Origin of the sequence: Streptosporangium nondiastaticum (assembly GCF_003011965.1) — a bacterium.
Classification (GTDB): domain Bacteria; phylum Actinomycetota; class Actinomycetes; order Streptomycetales; family Streptomycetaceae; genus Streptomyces; species Streptomyces nondiastaticus.
Map to the genome: position 1 here is coordinate 78,407 of NZ_PXWG01000001.1, position 18,405 is coordinate 96,811.

General features: G+C 71.4%; 18 protein-coding genes. 7 read left to right on the forward strand and 11 right to left on the reverse strand.

All coding sequences use genetic code 11. The annotated features are described in order from the left end of the window. Nucleotides 1-116: 116 nt before the first annotated feature. Nucleotides 117-968 (reverse strand): oxidoreductase, encoded by an 852-nt coding sequence (locus B7P34_RS00370; RefSeq protein WP_223267337.1) that lies wholly within the window; start codon nt 966-968, stop codon nt 117-119. A gap of 209 nt (nt 969-1,177) precedes the next feature. Between B7P34_RS00370 and B7P34_RS00375 the strand changes: the two genes are divergently transcribed. The 3 genes from B7P34_RS00375 (at nt 1,178) to B7P34_RS00385 (ending at nt 3,655) form a co-directional block, all read left to right on the forward strand. Beyond that, nucleotides 1,178-2,050, forward strand: a complete 873-nt coding sequence (locus B7P34_RS00375; RefSeq protein ID WP_106673710.1) for a helix-turn-helix domain-containing protein — start codon at nt 1,178-1,180, stop codon at nt 2,048-2,050. Between the two features lie 135 nt (nt 2,051-2,185). After that, on the forward strand, nt 2,186-3,019 hold the full coding sequence (locus tag B7P34_RS00380) for a GlxA family transcriptional regulator (protein ID WP_223267338.1): 834 nt from the start codon (nt 2,186-2,188) through the stop codon (nt 3,017-3,019). Between the two features lie 138 nt (nt 3,020-3,157). Continuing rightward, nucleotides 3,158-3,655, forward strand: a complete 498-nt coding sequence (locus tag B7P34_RS00385) for a hypothetical protein (protein ID WP_106673711.1) — start codon at nt 3,158-3,160, stop codon at nt 3,653-3,655. 68 nt (nt 3,656-3,723) lie between these two features. Here B7P34_RS00385 and B7P34_RS00390 read toward each other — a convergent pair whose 3' ends face one another. From B7P34_RS00390 to B7P34_RS00400, 3 genes are all read right to left on the reverse strand, one after another. Continuing rightward, on the reverse strand, nt 3,724-4,914 hold the full coding sequence (locus B7P34_RS00390) for a cytochrome P450 (protein WP_106673712.1): 1,191 nt from the start codon (nt 4,912-4,914) through the stop codon (nt 3,724-3,726). A gap of 266 nt (nt 4,915-5,180) precedes the next feature. Further along, nucleotides 5,181-5,621 carry a carboxymuconolactone decarboxylase family protein gene (locus B7P34_RS00395; protein WP_106673713.1) on the reverse strand — a complete coding sequence of 147 codons (441 nt, stop codon included), beginning with the start codon at nt 5,619-5,621 and terminating at the stop codon, nt 5,181-5,183. Beyond that, nucleotides 5,618-6,283: a class II aldolase/adducin family protein gene (locus tag B7P34_RS00400; protein WP_106673714.1), complete on the reverse strand. Its 666-nt coding sequence runs from the start codon at nt 6,281-6,283 to the stop codon at nt 5,618-5,620. Before B7P34_RS00400 ends, B7P34_RS00395 begins: the two co-directional genes overlap by 4 nt. A 147-nt stretch (nt 6,284-6,430) precedes the next feature. On the opposite strand from B7P34_RS00400, the gene B7P34_RS00405 reads away from it, so the two are divergent. Beyond that, nucleotides 6,431-6,817 carry a MerR family transcriptional regulator gene (locus tag B7P34_RS00405; RefSeq protein WP_106673715.1) on the forward strand — a complete coding sequence of 129 codons (387 nt, stop codon included), beginning with the start codon at nt 6,431-6,433 and terminating at the stop codon, nt 6,815-6,817. 75 nt (nt 6,818-6,892) lie between these two features. Here B7P34_RS00405 and B7P34_RS00410 read toward each other — a convergent pair whose 3' ends face one another. The 3 genes from B7P34_RS00410 to B7P34_RS00415 form a co-directional block, all read right to left on the reverse strand. After that, nucleotides 6,893-7,648 (reverse strand): PE-PPE domain-containing protein, encoded by a 756-nt coding sequence (locus B7P34_RS00410; RefSeq protein WP_106673716.1) that lies wholly within the window; start codon nt 7,646-7,648, stop codon nt 6,893-6,895. Nucleotides 7,649-7,754: 106 nt separating this feature from the next. Next, nucleotides 7,755-8,546, reverse strand: coding sequence for a hypothetical protein (locus B7P34_RS37060; protein WP_189382268.1), 792 nt, complete (start codon nt 8,544-8,546; stop codon nt 7,755-7,757). Continuing rightward, on the reverse strand, nt 8,543-9,616 hold the full coding sequence (locus B7P34_RS00415; RefSeq protein ID WP_106673717.1) for a BTAD domain-containing putative transcriptional regulator: 1,074 nt from the start codon (nt 9,614-9,616) through the stop codon (nt 8,543-8,545). Before B7P34_RS00415 ends, B7P34_RS37060 begins: the two co-directional genes overlap by 4 nt. A gap of 162 nt (nt 9,617-9,778) precedes the next feature. On the opposite strand from B7P34_RS00415, the gene B7P34_RS00420 reads away from it, so the two are divergent. Next, nucleotides 9,779-12,403: a helix-turn-helix domain-containing protein gene (locus tag B7P34_RS00420; protein WP_106673718.1), complete on the forward strand. Its 2,625-nt coding sequence runs from the start codon at nt 9,779-9,781 to the stop codon at nt 12,401-12,403. 100 nt (nt 12,404-12,503) lie between these two features. On the opposite strand, the gene B7P34_RS00425 is transcribed toward B7P34_RS00420, so the two are convergent. The 3 genes from B7P34_RS00425 to B7P34_RS00435 all read right to left on the reverse strand — a co-directional run bounded on the left by B7P34_RS00425 (nt 12,504) and on the right by B7P34_RS00435 (nt 14,948). Next, nucleotides 12,504-13,736 carry a beta-ketoacyl-[acyl-carrier-protein] synthase family protein gene (locus B7P34_RS00425; RefSeq protein WP_189382270.1) on the reverse strand — a complete coding sequence of 411 codons (1,233 nt, stop codon included), beginning with the start codon at nt 13,734-13,736 and terminating at the stop codon, nt 12,504-12,506. An 80-nt stretch (nt 13,737-13,816) separates the two neighbouring features. Further along, complete coding sequence (locus tag B7P34_RS00430; protein ID WP_106673720.1) at nt 13,817-14,086, reverse strand: acyl carrier protein; 270 nt, start codon at nt 14,084-14,086, stop codon at nt 13,817-13,819. 22 nt (nt 14,087-14,108) lie between these two features. After that, nucleotides 14,109-14,948, reverse strand: a complete 840-nt coding sequence (locus tag B7P34_RS00435; RefSeq protein WP_106673721.1) for a class I SAM-dependent methyltransferase — start codon at nt 14,946-14,948, stop codon at nt 14,109-14,111. Between the two features lie 224 nt (nt 14,949-15,172). On the opposite strand from B7P34_RS00435, the gene B7P34_RS00440 reads away from it, so the two are divergent. Both B7P34_RS00440 and B7P34_RS00445 read left to right on the forward strand, forming a co-directional pair. Next, nucleotides 15,173-16,543, forward strand: coding sequence for a hypothetical protein (locus B7P34_RS00440; protein ID WP_189382272.1), 1,371 nt, complete (start codon nt 15,173-15,175; stop codon nt 16,541-16,543). Between the two features lie 43 nt (nt 16,544-16,586). Continuing rightward, on the forward strand, nt 16,587-17,963 hold the full coding sequence (locus B7P34_RS00445; RefSeq protein WP_223267381.1) for a condensation domain-containing protein: 1,377 nt from the start codon (nt 16,587-16,589) through the stop codon (nt 17,961-17,963). A gap of 158 nt (nt 17,964-18,121) precedes the next feature. On the opposite strand, the gene B7P34_RS00450 is transcribed toward B7P34_RS00445, so the two are convergent. Next, nucleotides 18,122-18,301 carry a hypothetical protein gene (locus B7P34_RS00450; protein WP_106673724.1) on the reverse strand — a complete coding sequence of 60 codons (180 nt, stop codon included), beginning with the start codon at nt 18,299-18,301 and terminating at the stop codon, nt 18,122-18,124. Nucleotides 18,302-18,405: the final 104 nt, after the last annotated feature.

Sequence of the window (18,405 nt, forward strand, 5' to 3'; positions counted from 1 at the left end):
CGTACCACCGGGGTATCCGTCGACGGCGAGGTGCTGATCACCACCCCAGCCGGACCCGCCGGTTTGTGATGACGGCCGCTGTCGGGGCCCCTCACCGGGGCCCCGACAGCGTGGCGTCAGGCGGGCCGGCCGGCGTTGTCGAAGTCGGTGGAGGCCGACAGTTCGGCCCATGCCTGCATGTTGTGCTCGAAGGCGTCGCGTCCGGCCTGGACGAGCCGGAGTGCGTCGGTGCCGAGCAGCAGGCGCGCGGGCGGCTGGTGGGCCGCCACGATGTGCAGCACGGCGGCTGCGGCTTTGTCCGGGTCGCCCGGCTGGGTTCCTCGGCCGTGGATGCGCCGGGCGCGCAGCGGCTCGAACAGTTCGTCGTAGTCGGCGATCAGACGGGGTGTGCGGGTCATCGAGCGGCCGGACCAGTCGGTGCGGAAGCTGCCCGGTTCGACGGCGGTGACATGGATGCCGAAATCGGCGACCTCTTTGCCGAGTGTTTCGAGGATGCCCTCCACGGCGAACTTGCTGCCGTGGTAGAAGCTGAGGCCCGGCATGGTGACCAGCCCGCCCATCGAGGTGACGGCGATGATGTGGCCCGAACGGCGCTCGCGCATGTGCGGCAGCACGGCCTTGATCACCGCTACGGTTCCGTAGACGTTCACCTCGAACTGACGGCGAAGGTCATCCATCGACGACTCCTCGAACAGGCCCTCATGGCCGTACCCGGCGTTGGCGACGAGTACGTCGACCGGGCCCAGCTCGCGCTCGGTCTCGTCCACGACCGTGTTCACCGCGTCATGGTCGGTCACGTCCAGGATGCGGGCGTGCGCGTCGCCGGTGAGCGCCTCAAAGGCCCGTGCATCGGCGGGCGTGCGCACCGTGCCCACCACCCGGTGGCCCGCGGCCGCCGCCGCGTGTGCGAGTGCGCGGCCCAGGCCGGTGCTGACGCCGGTGATCAGGAATGTCTTGGTGTCCGACACAGGAGTTCCCTTCATACGATGCGAACAGAGGCCGCCGGCCGGGGTGGTCGGGCCCCTGCCGGCGGCGGCACGTTCCACTTCAGCACCGGAATCGGCGGCTGACCGGCTTCCGGGGGGTCCGCCTCACCCCGGGGACAGCCGGACCGGGGGACTGTCCGACCCCCCTTTCACGGGCCGTCGGGGCGATCTCGGGCCCTATCGTGAACGGCATGGACCGCAACACAGCTCTCGGTGAGTTCCTCCGCTCCCGGCGGGCACGGATCACCCCGCGCCAGGCGGGTTTGTCCGGCGACGGCGGCTCTCGGCGAGTGCCGGGACTGCGCCGCGAAGAGGTCGCACAACTGGCGGGCGTGAGCGTCGACTACTACGTACGCCTGGAACGCGGACGCCGGCTGAACGTCTCCGAGACCGTGCTGGACGCCATCTCCCGCGCGCTACGCCTCGACCCCGTCGAACACACCCATCTGCTCCAGCTCGCCAAGCCCGCCGCGGGCAGGCCCCGCCGCACAGCGACGCGTCCGCAGCCGGTCCGCCCGGGGCTGCGCGATCTGCTCCGGATCCTCGAACACACCCCAGCCCTGGTGCTGGGGCGGCGACTGGACGTACTGGCGTCCAACCAGATGGCACGTGCGCTGCTCACCGACTTCGACGCGCTGCCGCACCGCGAGCGGAACCTAGTGCGGTTCATGTTCTGCGACGAGACCGCCCGCTCGCTGTACACCCACTGGGACACCCACGCCCGGGACATCGTCGCCTCGCTCCGGCGTGACGCCGGACGCCATCCGCACGATCCGCTGCTGGCCGAACTCGTCGGCGAACTCTCGATCACGGACGAGGACTTCCGCCGCTGGTGGGCCGACCAGAACGTGTACCGGCACACGCATGGGACCAAACACTTCCACCACCCGGTCGTCGGCCCGCTCACCCTCAATTACGAGTCCCTCACCCTGCCCGCCGACCCGGACCAGCGGCTGAGCGTCTACACCGCCGCGGCAGGCTCCAGCTCCGAAGAGGCGCTTCGGCTCCTGGCCACGTGGGCACGGCAGCCCGAGACCGCGCACGGCCGGCACGCAGATCATTAGACGCCCGCCGGTCCACGAGGAGCGGTCGGCCGAACGCGCCCGTCGCAGCGTGTGCTGAGGCGGGTGCGCAACTGTGAGGGCGAGGGCTCCGAAGACGCCGGTGATGCTGCGGCGAAGACGCATGGAGCAGGCCCCATGACATGGCGGGACTACCAACGGCCCGGCCTTTCCGCTGCCCGGATCCATGGTGATCTAGCCTTCGGGAGCCCCTCGCACGCCGTCGTACGGGCCCCGCGCCGCGCCCATGAACGCGGCGCACGCGTGGTCAGCATCTGCTCCGGGGCCTTCGCCCTGGCCTACGCGGGGCTGCTTGACGGCCGCTCAGCAACCACGCACTGGGCGCTGGCGGACGAGTTCGCCGCGCGCTTTCCCGCTGTCCGCCTCGACCCGGACGTGCTGTACGTGGACCACGGCGACGTGGCCACGAGCGCGGGTGCCGGAGCCGGGATCGACCTGTGCCTGCACCTGGTGCGCGCCGACCAGGGCGCCGGACACGCCGCGCACATCGCCCGGACCATGGTCATGCCGCCGCACCGTGAAGGCGGGCAACTGCCATACGCGGCGCCTCCGCACCCCGCCCGGATCGACGGCTCGCTCGCGCCGCTCCTGGAGTGGGCGAGCGGCAGGCTCGACGAAGAGCTGACCGCCGATGACCTTTCCGGCCACGCCGGTTGCTCCGCCCGTACGCCGGCCCGCCGCTTCGCGGAGCAGGTCGGCACCAGCCCGGGACGGTGGCTGCTCTCCCAGAGGATCAACGCCGCACGGGAGCTGCTGGAGTCCTCAGACCTCCCGGTCGACGCCGTCGCCCGCCGCGTCGGGCTCTCCTCCGCCACCAACCTCCGCAGGCGCTTCCTCAGCGCGTTGGGCACAACGCCGGGTGCCTATCGCCGGGCATTCCATCAACGCTGTGCAACGAAATCCTTCCGTGCACCCGGCAGCGCCGCGATACGAACAGGGTCCGACCGGTAGCCCGTAGCCCGCACCGGTCCGGACCAGCATCCGGTCGGAACCGCCCCTTCACCCCGGGAACCGTGACCCGTGTACTCTGCGTCGATAGATTTTGAACGTGTTCGAAATGATCAAGGGGAGTGCGTGAGGAAGGGACGGATGGGGAAGCGAAGGCTGTCTGTGTGGGCGGCCTCGGCGTCGTTGCTCGTTGCGGTGCCGCTGCTCGGGGGGTGTGTGCACAGTCGTCAGGAGGTGCTGGACGCGATGGACCTGAAGATGCCTGACTGCCCCGTGAAGATGCACACCTACCAGGCGGATCAGTTCTGGTGGCCACCGGGCACCGTGGAGATGAGCTATACCGCACCGAAGGGCTGCATGGATGACTACCTGACGGCCCAAGGCGTCGATGATCTCGGCAAGCCGTTCCTGAGGTGGCCGACCGGAGTGAGCGGTTTCAACGGCGACCGCGAGATCAAGCCGACCGACCCGCCCTTCCCCTCCGACATCATGAAGCGATTCAGGCTGCACTTGGATGCTTCAAGGACATATCCCATCCACACGTTCATGACAGCGAACAGGTCGTCGTTCAGGGTCCTGCTGGACGAGAAGGGCGACACCACCACCGCCTACCTGACAGGCATGAACGGAAGAGTCTGAAGCCGGGCCGTCGAAGTGCTCGGTAAAGTCGGCAGCTGAGGCGGCGCCTGACCGGCGCGGGCCTCCGGTCACGCGTCCCAGGTGACCGGGAGGCTCTTCACTCCGTAGATGTCCGCGGTCTCCGGGCGCAGGGCGACTTCTTCGGCCGGTACGGCCAGGCGCAGGGTGGGGAAGCGGTTGAGGAGGGCGGGGAAAGCGACCTGCATCTCGATGCGGGCCAGTTGCTGGCCCAGGCACTGGTGGATGCCGTGGCCGAAGGCCAGGTGACCACCCTGCTGCCGGTGGAGGTCGAGTACGTGGGGGTCGGGGAAGCGCTCGGGGTCACGGTTGGCGGTGTTGTACGAGAGGATCACCGTCGTGCCGGCCGTGATGGTCTGGCCGCCCAGCTCGATGTCCTCCAGCGCCGTCCTCATGAACGTCTTGGCGACGCTCAGATACCGCAGCAGTTCTTCCACGGCCTGGCCGGTGAGCGCGGGGTCGGCGCGCAGCGCGGCCAGTTGCTCAGGGTGCTGAAGCAGGGCGAAGGTGCCCAGGGACAGCATGTTGGCGGTGGTGTCGAGTCCGGCCACCAGCAGGATCAGGCTGATTCCCTGTAGTTCCTCATCGGTCAGGTCGCTGTCGGTGAGGTCGCTGAGCACGTCGTCGGTGGGGTTCGCGCGCTTGGCGGCCACCAGCTCCGCGAGGTAGTTCTGGGTCGCGGTGTAGGCCGCTATCAGCTCCTCCTCGCTGGTCTCCCCGCCGAGGAATAGGTCGATCTGCTCCTGGAAGGAGCCGCGGTCCTCGTACGGCACGCCCAGCAGCTCGCAGATGATGATGGTGGGGATGGGCTTGGCGAAGGCGGTCACCAGGTCCGCCGACGGCCCGGCCTGCTCCATGGCGTCCAGGCAGTCGGCGGTGATCTGCTCGATGCGCTCGGTGAGCTGCCGCATGCGCCGCACGGTGAACTTGCCCGCCAGCGGTTTGCGGTAGCGGCGGTGCTGCGGGTCGTCCATGAGCAGGAACTCGCCCGGCGGCGGCGGAGGAACCTCGAAGTCGCCCACGTTCAGGAGCTCCTTGCGCGCGCTGAACCGCGAGTCTGCCAGGACCGACCTGACCATGTCGTACCCGGTGATCAGCCAGCCGGGCTTTCCGCCGACGTGGGTGCAGCGGCTGATGGAGCCGTGCCGCTGAGCGTCGGTCAGCTCTGCCGGCGGGTCGAAGGGGCAGCCGGGCTGACGCGTCGTCGGGAGCGTCGTGACGGTGTGGACGGGTGCACGCATGACCGTTCCTCATCTCGCGATAGTACGTGTTTGGTGTAACTCGAAAGCTACGTTGCGTTCAGAGGTCGGTCAATCAACTCAGAAGCATTTCTCCAGGTGGAGGGCGGTAAATTGATGCAATGATGCTGCGCTCGAACGCAACGCTCTGTTGCAATGATTGGCGGCGAAGGCAATGCTGACGGCACCGCTATGGGCGGGCCGGGCGACGGGGAAAGAGCCCGGCCGAGAGGCCGGGCCCCGCTCTCATGCCCGCCGCCGACCGTCGCTCAGAGCCGGACCGGGCCGCCGGCACGATCTGATGGCCGCTCTTCGCCGTCGTCCGCGTGCGGCGCGAGTTCGGCGATGATCTCGGTGCCGAGTGCGTACGCCGGTACGCCCGCGGTGATGAGTGCGGTCTCGGCGACGCCGATGAGATCGGTGATGCCTGCTCCGGCGTGGAGTGCGCCCTGGGCGTGGATCCGGGCGGGGTGCGCCCGGCCGAGGGCCAGCAACTGCCCGAAGTGGACGAGCTGCTGCACCCGCGCTCCCAGCGGACTGCCGGTCAGGACGATGTGGCGCAGTTCGGCTATTGCCTCTTCGGTCGGCAGCCGGTCGAACTCCCGGGCCAGGCGCAGCCGCTCCTGGACCCCGCCGGGAACGGTTCCGAGGGTGGAGCGGTAGCGGTCGCGTACGGCCTCCGTGCGGGAGGCGAGGGCGTCGTCGGTCATGACGCGGCCCGGGCGATCGCGGCGCGCACGGCCTCCTGGGCGCCCGGGGGAAAGTCCACGGCCCCGCCGATCGCCGCGGCGGCGATCTCGGCTTCGGCGCTCTCCTCGATCGCCACCACGAGGTGGGCGGTGGCCGCCGAGTCCGGGCCGAACGCCAGGAGGCCGTGGTTGGCCAGCAGGACGGCGGCCGTCGTCGGGCGCTGCTGCAGCACGTCGGCGATACCGCGTACCGACACGTCCGATCCGCGGGGGCCCCAGGGGACCACGGGGACGTCCTCGGCCTGTCCGAAGCGCAGCATCGGCTCCGTACGGCAGGGCAGCGGCCGGTGGGCCACGGCGAAGGCGGTCGCGGAGGGCGAGTGGGTGTGGATGATGGCGCCCACGTCGGGGCGGGCCTTGTACACGACGCTGTGCATGGCGATGATCTCGGCGCTGACGGACTGGAGCTCGCCTTCGAGGACCTGTCCGTCGAATCCGACGGTCGCCAGCTGTTCGGGCCTCAGGCCGCGGACGTACCCCGGGGTCAGCAGGAGGCGCTCGCCGTCGAGCCGGGCGCTGAGGTTGGCGTGCCCCGAGTGGGACATCACCCCGGCCGCGAAGAGCTTCTCCGCGGCTTCCACCAGCCGGCCGGCCCGCTCGTTCCGTATGTCCCTGTCGCTCATGGCGGTATCTCCAAGGGTGCTGCCAGCGGCTCTCGTTTGCCGCTGTCCACGTGCCGACCACTCTTCAACTTAAACTAAGGTTTAAGTCAAATACCCGGATCGACTACCCGGACCGACGAGGAGCAGGAGGAGGAGCGGAACGTGCGCATGACGATCGGCCGGCTCGCCGAGATCACCAAGGTGCCCGCTTCGGCCATCCGGTACTGGGAGCGCCACGGCCTGCTGCCCGAGCCCGAGCGGGAAAGCGGGCAGCGGCGCTACCCGCCCGAGGCGGCCGAGCGGATCACGGTGCTGCGCAAGTGCCAGCAGGCCGGGCTGAGCCTGGTCGAGATCGGGGAGTTCCAGCAGGAGCAGCCACGCAGAGAGGCCATGATCCGTGCCAAGATCACCGAGATCCAGCAGCGCATGGTCGATCTCGAACACGCCCATCAGCTCCTGACCCACGCCCTCAAGTGCAGTGAAGAGGACATCGTCAGATGCCCGAAGTTCCGGGAGCAGATGGCGGCCTGGCGGACACCGGATCCGACGCCGTGAACGGCCCGGGCCGGGGCCCGGGCCGTTCACGTACGCGCTTTCTTCCAGGATCGTCCGAGCCCGGTGAGGGACCGGTCAGGGTTCGTACCAGAGGACTCCCTCTCCACCCTCCTGGGCGATGGTCTTCGTCATGATGTTGCCGTCCTGCTGGTACTTGGGGTGCTGGGCGAGGAAGCCGCCGATGGACGCCAGCGCCGTGGCGTCGCAGACCCCGTCGGTGCGAATGCAGAAGCGCTGCACCGGGATGCCGTCGAACTTCTCCGGGCCGGGCCCGGGAGAAGTGAACCCGAACGCACTCCAGCCCTTGGGCAGCTTGGCCCAGATGCCGGTGCCCGGCTGCATCGGGTCGGAGTAGAGCTTGCCGCTCACCAGCGAGCGGGGTATGCCGGTGTTGCCGGCGGCGATCGTCTGGAGCACCTGGTCGGCCGCCTGCGCACCCTGCGAGTAGCCGACGATCGTGAGACGGGCGCCGGGATCACGGCGGTGGGTTTCCTCCGCGGCGGCCAGCAGGTTGCGGTAGCCCTCGCGCACGCTGGTGTCGAAGCTCGGCGCGGACGGGTCCGGGACCTGATTGCGGCCGTTGAGCCAGGGACCGGCGCTCGCCGGGTAGCACACCGGAACCGCGATGCCCCCGTCGAGGTGCTGGTTGGCGAAGCCGTAGCTGCCGGTGCAGCCGGGTGCGGGCGCTGCGGCTCCGGTGCCGCCCAGCTCCAGGTAGTAGTGGTGCACCGGATCCGCGTGGGCGGCGGTGGGCACGGCGGTCGTGAGGGCCACCATGACCGTTGCCGCCCCGGCCACGATCGCCTTCCGCCAGCTGCGGGCCAGGGTCATGTGTTCTGCTCCTTCTTGCGTCGAGGTGGAACGTGCTGAGGCGAGTCGCGCCGAGACGACGCACAACCATTGAGGCGACGCGCAACCGCCGTGAACCACCTGGACGTTAGGTGCTGCCGTTGACATCGTGATGAAATCGCTCACCGGGCCCCTGGCCGAGGCGCTCGACGAGTGCGCGGAGGACGGGGAGATTGGTGATGCCGGGGCCCTCGGGTCCCAGCTCGTGCCACGTTCCGTCGATGTCGAGCCCGACGGCTCCCGGCCCGGTCCGGAGACGCCGCACCCGTGGCCACTCCGCGCGCACGTCTCCCCACCCGATCCCCTCCCCGGTGAGCCGGACGGCGCCGAAGGCCAGGCGCTCACCCTCGGCGAGTGCGGCCAAGGCACGGGGCAGCTGGGCGCGGATGACGCCCTGTTCGATCTGCGACCACCATGCGGGCGCATCACCATGCTCCGGGCCGGCGCGCAGCATGACCCGCCGCCCGTCGACGTCGGTGAGTACGCAGGTCGCGCCCCCGCGGCCCCCACCGCCCGGGTGCGCGGGTTCCGTTTGCGGCATAGAGATAGAGGTGGTGTCGTAGCGGACGACGTGGATCCGGTGCTTGACGGCAACCGTCATGCCGTTCTCGTACAGGTCCAGTCGCGCGGCGTCGCGCGCGCTCGCCGCCCTGGTGGGATCTGCGGGCCTGCCGGGGTGCACGAGGGCCGGCAGGCCGCGGATCCCCCGGCCGATCAGGGCTGTCACGTGCGCCGTGTGTGCCCTGCGTGGCCCGCGTGCGGTGTGTGCGGCCGTCATGTAGACGGCGCGCCGTCTGCCGAGCCGCTCGCGGCCGGCCGCCGCCGAGATCCTCGCCAGCAGGAGTTCCTCGCTGCGCGTCCGCCGCGCCGGGTCGCTCACCGCGTGGTTCCGGTGAGGCCGGGGCGGATGTCGTGCCCGCACAGAATCGTCCGGTGCACCTGTTGCAGCAACCGGCCGGGGGAGACTCCCAGCTCGTCGGCCAGACTGCGGCGGGCGCGGTCGTACACGGCCAGCGCGTCGGCCTGCCGGCCGCTGAGGTACAGCGCGCGCATCAGCATCGCGGCAACGGGTTCGTTCAGGGGCTGCGCCACGGTCAGGGCGGACAACTCGACGATCGCCTCGGAGTGCCGGCCCAGCCGCAACTGCCAGTCGAGCTTCCGCTGGACGAGGACGATCCTGCGCTCGGTGAGCCGCAGCCGCTCCAGCTCGGCGAACGGCCCCGGCAGGCCGGCCAGTGGCTCACCGCGGAAGTGCTCCAGTGCTTGGGAGCAGGCACGGACGGCCTCGGCCGGATCGCCCGCCCGTTCGGCCGCGCCGGCCGCGGCGACCAGTCCCTCCATCTGAGACAGGTCCACGGTGACCGCGCCGGGGAGCAGCCGGTAGCCGCTCCGGTCCCGCTCGATCACCGAGTCCGGGCCGCCTGCCGCGTCCAGGATCTTGCGCAGCCGGTAGATGTACACCGGCACCACGTTCGTGTTGGGCGGTTCCTCCCCCCACACCCCGTCGGTCAGCTCCTGCCGGCTGACCGACCGGCCCGGGCACAGGGCGAGCGCCGCCAGTACGGCTTGCTGGCGCAGGTGTCCCAGGTCCAGGGGCTGTCCGTCGTACCACGCCCGCAGCGAGCCGAGCACCGAGATCCGTAAGCGCGGTCCGGAGGTGTTGCGGGCGGCGGCCCGCGGCGACGGGCCCGGAGACTTCCTGCGGGGGCCGCGGCCGGGGGAGACCAGGCCGCAGTCGAAGGCGTGGACGATGGCGGCGGCCCGGTCGCGCAGCCCGAGCGCGGCGAGTATCCGTGCGAGGTGGCCGGCCACGGCTTCCTCGGGGAGGGCGAGGGTGGCGGCGATCTCGTCATCCCTCAGACCGCAGCCGACCGCGTAGAGGATGTCGCGCTCCTGGCGCCCGAGTGTGGTGGCGGCGGCTTGCCGGCCTGTGGTCGTGATGATCGGCATCGTGCTCCCCGAGCGTCGGGCCGCTGTCCGCGGCGGGTCGGCGTCGACGTTGGTCCCGGGGCCGGAAACCGGACAGGCCAGGAGACCGGCCGTTTGCGGCCGGTGGCCGCGCTAGAGTCCGTCACCTGGGGAAACACATGTCCGAGGGGGAGGCCGTGACCTGTGGCCAGTGAGTTCAGCGCGCTGTTACGGCGGCTGCGGCACAAGGCGGGTATGACGCAAGAGGTCTTGGCGGAGCGTGCCGGTGTGGGCGTGCGCACCATCCGTGGGCTGGAGACGGGCGAGCGCGCCGACCCCAGGGTGACCACGGTGCGGCTGCTGGCCGACGCGCTCGGGCTGGCACCGGCGGAGAGCGAGGAGCTCTTGGCCGCCGCCGTTCGCCGGCCCGGGTCCACGGCCCGGCCCGGCGGCCGACCGGACGAACGACCGGGCTTCGCCGATCCGGCCGCGGGGCCGTCGGCTGCGGCCGGACGGGCCGCGGGGCCGTGGGCCTTCGCCGGATCGGTCAGCGTGCAGTCTGGTCCGGTGGATCCGGTGGATCCGGTGGATCCGGTGGATCCGGTGGATCCGGACGCCCGGCAGCCGGTCTCCGCCGGACCTGTCACCGGATGGTCAGATTCCGTTCCACCGGCTCCCGGCTGTGCTCCGCCGGCCCGACCGGTTTCCGGTCACCCTCCCCCCGCCCGGCCGGCCCCCGCTCACCCTCCCTCGACCCTGCACGGCACCCTCGCCGACGTCGCCGAGCAGCTCGCCCACACGGTGGCCTCGCGCTGGCAGCGCGAGGAGGAGCAGCGACAGGTGCACGACCCCTACCCGCTGCCCGTACGCTGGCGGCCCGTGCCCGAGGAGCTGACCGACCACTGGGCCAACATCCGGCGCCTGCCCGCCGGAGGCATGCGAGGCACGCACGGTCCGCTGGACCTCAGCGGGCGTCTGGACGGGATCGTGGACGTGTACCGGCGGATCCCCTCCGGCCGGCTGGTGGTGCTGGGCCGGCCCGGTTCCGGGAAGTCGATCCTCACCACGCGGTTCGTCCTCGACCACATCACGTCGCGGACCCGTACCGATCCCGTACCGGTGATCTTCAGCATCGGCACCTGGGACCCCACCGCCATTACGTTCCGGGACTGGCTGACCGCCCAGCTGATCCGAGACCACCCCGGTCTCGCCGGAGCGGCGCCCGGCAGCGGGAGCCTGGCCGCCGCGCTGGTCGAGGCCGGCCGGGTGCTCCCCGTACTCGACGGCTTCGACGAGATCGCCGGGGGACTGCACCGCCCTGCCATGGAGGCGCTCAACACCACCACGCTCCCGCTGCTGCTGACCAGCCGTCCGGCCGAGTACACCACCGCTGTGGCGGAGACCGACGTGCTCACGTCCGCCGCCGCGGTGGAGCTCACGGACCTCACCCTGGACGACCTGGCCGACTACCTGCCGCGCACCACGCGCAAGGCCCGCGGCGGGGACGCCGCGACGACCGCGTGGGACCCCGTGCTCGGCGCGCTGCGCGAGCGGCCGCGGAGCCGGGGCGGCGACGCCCTCGCCGAGGTGCTGACCACCCCGCTGATGGTCACGCTCGCCCGCGCCGTCTACAGCGACACCCCGGGCCGCGACCCGGCCACGCTCCTGGACACCCGCAGGTTCGGCGGCCCCGGGGAACTGGAGGACCACCTCCTCGAGAACTTCACCACCACCGCCTACCGCCTCCGGCCGGAGCACGGCCCGGACGGCGCTTCGGGCCACGGCTTCGACCCGGAACGCGCCCGTCACTGGCTCGGCTACCTCGCCCACCATCTGACCCGGCTCGACACCCCCGACCTGGAGTGGTGGCGACTGGGCTCAGGGCTGCGCCGCGCCACGCGCACCCTGGTGACCGCGCTGATGACCTGTCTTGTCGTCGGGGTCGTCGACTGCGTCGTCGGCACCCTCTTCGACTCCCTCCGCATCCAGATCGCGGAAGGGCTGACGACAGGGCTCCTCTCCGGGGTCATCAGCGCGCTCTCCTACTGGTTCCTGGTCGCGCGCAGGAACACGGCGGTGGCCCCGTCCGGCGTGCGCATGAAGCTGTTCGGCAGGGGCAGGGGCAGAGCCGGCCCGCCCCGCCGGAGGGCAGGCGCCCGCGTCGTACTGGGGTTGCTGTGCGGACTCGTCTTCGGCCTCGGCTACGGTTTCGAGCACGGAGTGCTCAAGGGCCTCCTCTGGGGCACCGGTCCGCTGGCCATCCTGTCTTTCGGCCTGTACGACGCCGCGTTCTTCGGGTTCGTGTTCGCGCTGGGAGGCGGCGCCGCCCTGGGCATCCTCACGCTCTTCGAGAGCCCCCTCGACATCAGGTCCGCCGTCAATCCGGTCGGCCTGCTGCGGACGAACCGCCGGACGACCACCGCCCAGTTCCTCGTCTGGGTACCCGCCTTCGGGCTGTTGGCCGGCATCGGCTCCGCGCTGGCGGCCCTGCCCCTGTCGCTGCTCCTGGGACCGCTCGTCTGGGGCTTCGGGGCCTCGCTCAAGCTCGGCCTCATCAGCGGGCTCGGCTGCGCCCTCGGCTACGCCCTCACCCTGACCGCATGGGGCCAGTGGGTCGTGCTCTCCCGGATCTGGCTGCCGCTGACGGGGCGGCTGCCCTGGTCCGTCGTCGCCTTCCTCGAGGACGCCTACCGGCGGGGCGTGCTCCGGCAGGCCGGCGCGGTCTACCAGTTCCGCCACGCCCGTCTCCAGGACCACCTCGCTCGTACCTACCGGTCGCGCGGCGCCGCCCGGCGGTCCGCCGAGCCGGGCGGTGCCGCGCCCACGTGATGACGCACCGTCACGTAACGCCTCACGTAACCCGTCACGTAACGCCTACGTACCGGCGGTCACCTACTGCCGGTTACGTCCCACCCGTCACGTACCGACGTCACGCGGCACCGAACACCACCGCCGAGTTGTGCCCGCCGAATCCGAAGTTCTGCTTGACGGCGACACCGATCGGGGCGGGTCGGCCCACGACCGGGGTGTAGTCCAGATCGCAGTCGGGGTCGGGGTTGTCCAGGTTCGCGGTGGGCGGCACGTACTTCTCCCGGATGGCACGCAGCACGCCGACGCTCTCCAGGATCCCGCACGCGCCGCACGCGTGCCCGATGACCGACTTGGGCGCCGTGATGGCGACGTGGCGCGCGTGAGCACCGAACGCCCGCTTGATGGCCGCGGTCTCGGCCCGGTCGTTGAGCGGTGTCGAGGTGCCGTGCGCGCTCACCAGATCCACGGCCGCGGTGTCGAGGCCGGCGTCGGCGCAGGCCAGCTCGATCGTCCTGGCCGCCACCGCTCCGTCCGCCCGCGGTGCCACGGGGTGGTGGGCGTCGCAGGTGGACGCGGCGCCGAGCACTTCGCCGTGCACGGTCGCGCCGCGGCGCAGCGCGGACCGCTCGGACTCCAGGACAAGCACGGCGGCGCCCTCGGCCGGCACCATGCCGTCGCGGTCGCGGTCGAACGGCCGGGACGCGACCGCCGCCTCCGCCGCGGGGCGTTGGGAGAGCGCGTCCAGCAGGCGGAACGACGCCAGGGCCGGTATGTCCAGCCAGCTCTCCACGCCGCCGACGAGGACCACGTCGGCGGTGCCGTCGCGCACCGCGCGCAGGCCCGCTCCGATGGCGTCCGTCGAGGCCGCGCATGCGGTCGAGAGGGTGAGCACCGGGCCCGTGACGCCCAGTTCCTGAGCGACGAGTCCGGCGGCCTGGTTGGGCAGCAGGCGGAGCAGCCCGAGGCGGTCCATCCGCGGCCAACCGCTGTGGTTCATCACGGTCACGAGCCGTGCGGTCTCGTCGAGCCCGCCGCCACCGGTGCCGACGTACAAGGCGTCCGGTGCGGTGCGCAGCCGCGCGTCCTCGCGCGCCTTCATCGCCGCGGCGAACAGGAGCTGCTGGAAGCGTGAGGTGCGGCGTACCTGCTGGGCGGACAGGTGGTCGCGGGGGTCGAACCCGTGGATCACACCACCGACATGGCAGGGCAGGGGCGCTTCGAGCTCCAGCGGCGAGATCGCGGGACGTCCCGCGGCCAGGGCGCCCCACAATTCGTCCGGTGTGCCGCCCGCGCACGACTCGACGCCGATGCCGGTCACCAGCACGCGGTGGCGCGCCGCCCGAGGAGCCACCGCGGGACTCACCACGGGGCTTACATCGGGGCTCGCAGTGGGAGGCATCGCGGGCCTCGCGGCGGGTCTCGCAGCGGGAGTCACAGCGCTCCCGCCATCGCGTCGACCACGTCCCCGACCGTGCGGAGGTCGGCGATCCGGATGCCCGTGTCCGCCAGCTCGACCCCGAATTCCCGCTCCAGGGCGGCGATCAGCTCCAGCGCCTCCATGGAGTCGAGGCCGAGCACCGGCTGGCCGGGGTCGGCGGCGTAGAACAGCGCGGAATCGCGGGTGATGGCCGCCCCGGACCCGTCCAGGTCCGGCCGGATTGTGGCGATGGCCCGGCTGACCACGTTCCATACCTCGGTCATGACGCTTCCTTTCGTGAGGGTTTCAGGCCTGGGTCGCGGAGAAGTACACACAGCGCCGCGTGATGGTGAACGGGGCGCGCTCGTGCAGTTCCTGCATCGTTTCGGTGAGCAGTTCCGCGGCGGTGTGACGGTCGACCCCGGGCAGCGCGGCGGCGGCGAACATCGGGGTCGAGCACAATGCGGTGAGAAAGCGCGGGCCGAAGGTGAACTCCCGCTCGGTGGTGACGACGCCGGTGAAACCGGCCTCCGCAAGGGCCGCCCGGTAGTCCCCGGCGGTCCTGCGCAGCCCCGAAGGCCGCCCGGCCCCCGACCGGGTCAGCGGAAGCCCGCGCCCGCGGGCGGTGCTCCGGGCCGCGCCGACCAGCTCGGCGTACAGCGGCAGATCGGCCGGGGACTCGGCTCCCGAGTAGAACGCCGAGTTGAACACCAGGCGTCCGCCGGCGGTGAGGACCTGCCCGATCGCGCCGAGCGCCTCGGCGAGGTCCGGGACGAGGTGGACGCAGTTGGCCAGCACGACGACGTCGAAGACGTCCGGCGGGAACAGCCGCGACACGGAGGACGCGTCCCCCTCGGCGAACCGGGCCCGGCCGCCGAGCCGGGCCCGCGCCGCCCCGAGAAGGGCCGGGTCGGGGTCGACGCCGACCAGGGACATGGCCGCGTCGCGCGCCAGCAGCCGCTCGCTGACGGCCCCGTCCCCGCACCCCAGGTCGAGCACGGTCGGCGCGGAGCCGACCGGCACCAGGTCCAGCAGCGCGTTGTTCAGCTCGGCGTATTCCGGGTCACGACGCAGCGCGGCGTAGTCCGAAGACGGTCGCGCGTCGTCCGTGGACCGGCCGGTCCGGATGTCTGCCCGTGCATTCATGAATTGACCCTCCGTCGGCACGGCCGAGAAATAGGGCGGTGCGGATCGAATGACGGGGGCAGACGCTAGCAGCGCGTTTGGCGAGCAACAAGAGAAGTGCTCCCCAGGGCAGTTGCGCAAGCCTGGTGATCAGCGAAAACAACGTCCTTTCATTTTTGCTTCATCACCCCGGGATAGCTTCCGCGAGCCGTATCGAAAGGCTATTGAGGGGGGAAATTTCGACGGTGGAATTCACAGAATTGGGCGACAGCACGGTTCCCGCCGGCCGACTGGTGTTCTGGACACCGTCCGCCCCGGCCTCGGCCTGGGCCGACGACCCCCGGGCGCCTGCCCTCGTCCACGAGTACCATGTGCGCGCCGCGGCCGCCCGCGGGCCGGGGCACAGGGAGCCGGCCTGGATCGGGGTGTCGTTCGGCGTGGGCCGGACCGGCCGACAGCGGGCCGGTGCCGCGTTCTCGGCCTGGCTGCGCGACCACGAGCACCTGCGCAGCAGACTGGTGCCGGCCCCCGGGCGCTGCAGGCGCCGCACGCTCCCCGCGAGCGCCGTCACGCTGCGGCAGGAGGACGTCGGTGTCTTCGCCGACGGCGCCTCGGTCCGGCGGCAGATCGAGGCCTTCTTCGACCGGAGCACCAATCCGCTGGGCTGGCCGCAGGTGGTCTTCGCGACGGTTGAGGGCGAGGGCGGCACGACGGTGTTCGCCGGGGCGGACCACGGCGTCATGGACGGCTATACGCTCGCCATGATCCCGGGACAGATCCGGGACGCCCTGGCAGGCCGTGCCGAGGGCCCGAACGGTCCGACCGGTCCGACCTACCTGGACTTCGGAGCCGAGGAACGGAACCTGACCGGACGGCTGCCGAGCGGACCCGAGCACACGGCCCCCTGGCGGACCCTGCTCGGCGACACTCACGGCGCGACACCTGCCTTCCCCCTGCCCCTCGGCGCGTCCGGGGCGCCGGCGGCGCAGCGCAGCGCCTACCGCTGGCTGCTCGACGCGCCGGCCGCGACCAGGTTCGCCGCAGCGTCACACACGGGCGGAGGCACGACCGCCGCCGGGCTGCTCGCCTGCCTCGCGCTCGCCACGGCGAGGATCTCGGACGCGCGGCACCTGTCCGTGATCAGCCTCGCCAACGCCCGGCCCGGCAAGTGGCGGTCGGCGCCGGGCTGGTTCGTCGGCCTGCACCCGGTGCGGATCCCGGCGGCCCCCAGGGCCGACTTCGCCGGCACCGTCACCCTCGCCGCCGCCGAACTGCGCCGCCGAGGACCGGGACCGGGCAGCTCACTGCCCCACATCAGCCGGATGCTGCGCCGCGAGATCCACCCCCGCTTCGTCGTGTCCTACCTCGACGTACGCCGCGTGCCGGGCACCCCGCCCCAGCCGCGGGACACGATGCTGCGCAGCCGGATCCACAGCCCGGCCGAGGTGTACGTGTGGCTGACCCGAAGCGACCTCGGCGTGCACTTGTCGGTGCGCTTCCCCGACACGGCCGTGGCACGCGCCAACGTCGGCCGCTTCGTCCAGGCCGCCGCATACGCCGCCACCCGCGCTGCAGACGGCCACCGGGCGAGCGAAGCCGTGCCCACGCCCGCCTAGCCGAGCCGCCCGTTCCCCAAGGAGAAGGAGACCCGCTGTGCGCATGACCCAGATCCTCGACTGGAGACCCGAACCGGGCGAAGTGGTCGAGTTCGCGCCGACCACCGATCAGACACCCGTACCGCACGACGTTCCCGCATCACACTTCCAACAGGCACACCTGTGCCTGGCGGCCGCCCACCGCGCCGCCGGACGACGCCAGTCGCCCTGGGTGGCGATGGCCTTCGACCTGGAGGGCCGGGCCGATCTCGGCGCACTCGCCCAGGCGTGGCAAGGGCTCGTACGCCGGCACGAGGCGTTCCACACCTGGTACGAGCCGGAGACCGAGCCCCTGATGGGGTTCCGTACACCTCCCGGGTCCCTCACGATGCGTCCGGCGCACGTCGGCGACTTCACCAGCACTGCCGACCTGCGTGCCCACGTGCACCGGCGGATCGACGAACAGACCTCGGTGAGCCGGCTGGGACTGCTGGCCGGAGTGATCCGACGGGACACCACATCCACCGTGTACTTCGCCATCGACCACGCCTACACCGACGGCCACTCCCTGGCACTGCTCTTCCACGAACTCCGCGCCCGCTACCACGCGGCCCTCACCGGCACCCCGCTCGACCTGCCTCCGGCACCCGGCTACCTCGACCACAACCGCCGCGAACGGCAACGCTCCGCATCACTGACGAAAACCGCGCCGGAGCTCGCCGCATGGTCGGAGTTCCTGGCCGCGAAGGACGACGCCTTCCCCGCCTTCCCCGTCGACCTCGGCAACAGCACCGGCGACCTGCTGCCCGCCACCCGGCTCGAATACCCGGTGTTCACCGGTGACGAAGCACGCGCCTTCCGCGCCTACTGCGCCCGGCACGGCGGCGGGCTCGGCGCGGGCTTCTTCGCCGCGCTGGCCCTCGCGCAAGGGGAGTTCACCGGAAACGACGTCTACCGCGTACTCACCGCCGTGTCGACCAGGTCCTACCCCCGGCTGCTCCGCGTGCACGGCTGGCTCGTCAACCTCGTGCCGCTGTTCTTCCGGCTGCCCGGCTCACCCACCCTCGCCGATGCGATCCCCCTCGCACAGCAGGCCTTCCAGCGGGCCCGCGAAGGATACGACGTGTCGCTGCACCGGGCACTCGAACTGCTCCTCGACGACGCGGACGCCGGCGTTCCCAGCATCCCGCCCATGGCGTCCTACGTGGACGGACGGTCAGCGCCGAGCGCCCGTGACTATCTCGGCGCGGACGCTACAGTCCTGACCGGCCCGGACAACGCCGGAGGGGTGTCGCTGTGGCTGAACTGGTTCCCCGACCGGGCCGACCTCGTGGTCAGCATGCCCGACACACCGGAGGCCGCGGCGGGCGTGCCGAAGTACCTCGACCGCGTCAGGGAGCTCATGCTGGGCGCCTCGGGCAACGCCCACAGGGCCCACTGACAGCGCCCCGCCCCGGTCTCCCATTGCACCGGGTCGCCGGCTTCTCCACAGAGTGCGACGACGGGCATGAGAGTGCGACGACGGGCATGGGCGGACGTACACGCCCATGCCCGCGCTCAGGCAGGAGAGCCGAACCGCTGGAGCCTCGGCCGGAGCCGCTACGAGGTGAACTGGATGGTGCGGCAGATGCCGGCCAGGATTTCCACGTAGTGCTCCCAGTCGGGAATGTTCTCCGTGGAGATCGAGAAGTCCGCCATCGCCGTGCGCCCGGGGATCGGGACGAAGACGTGCAGCTGGCGAACGCACGACCTGGCGCTGACGTGGTCCCTCCGGACCATCGGGTGGGACGACCGGATTTCGTCGATGCAGGTCGATCGGAATCGCAATTCCGGCTGGTCCGAGGCAGGGAGCGGAGACTGTCGCGTTCCCTGACCGACACCGT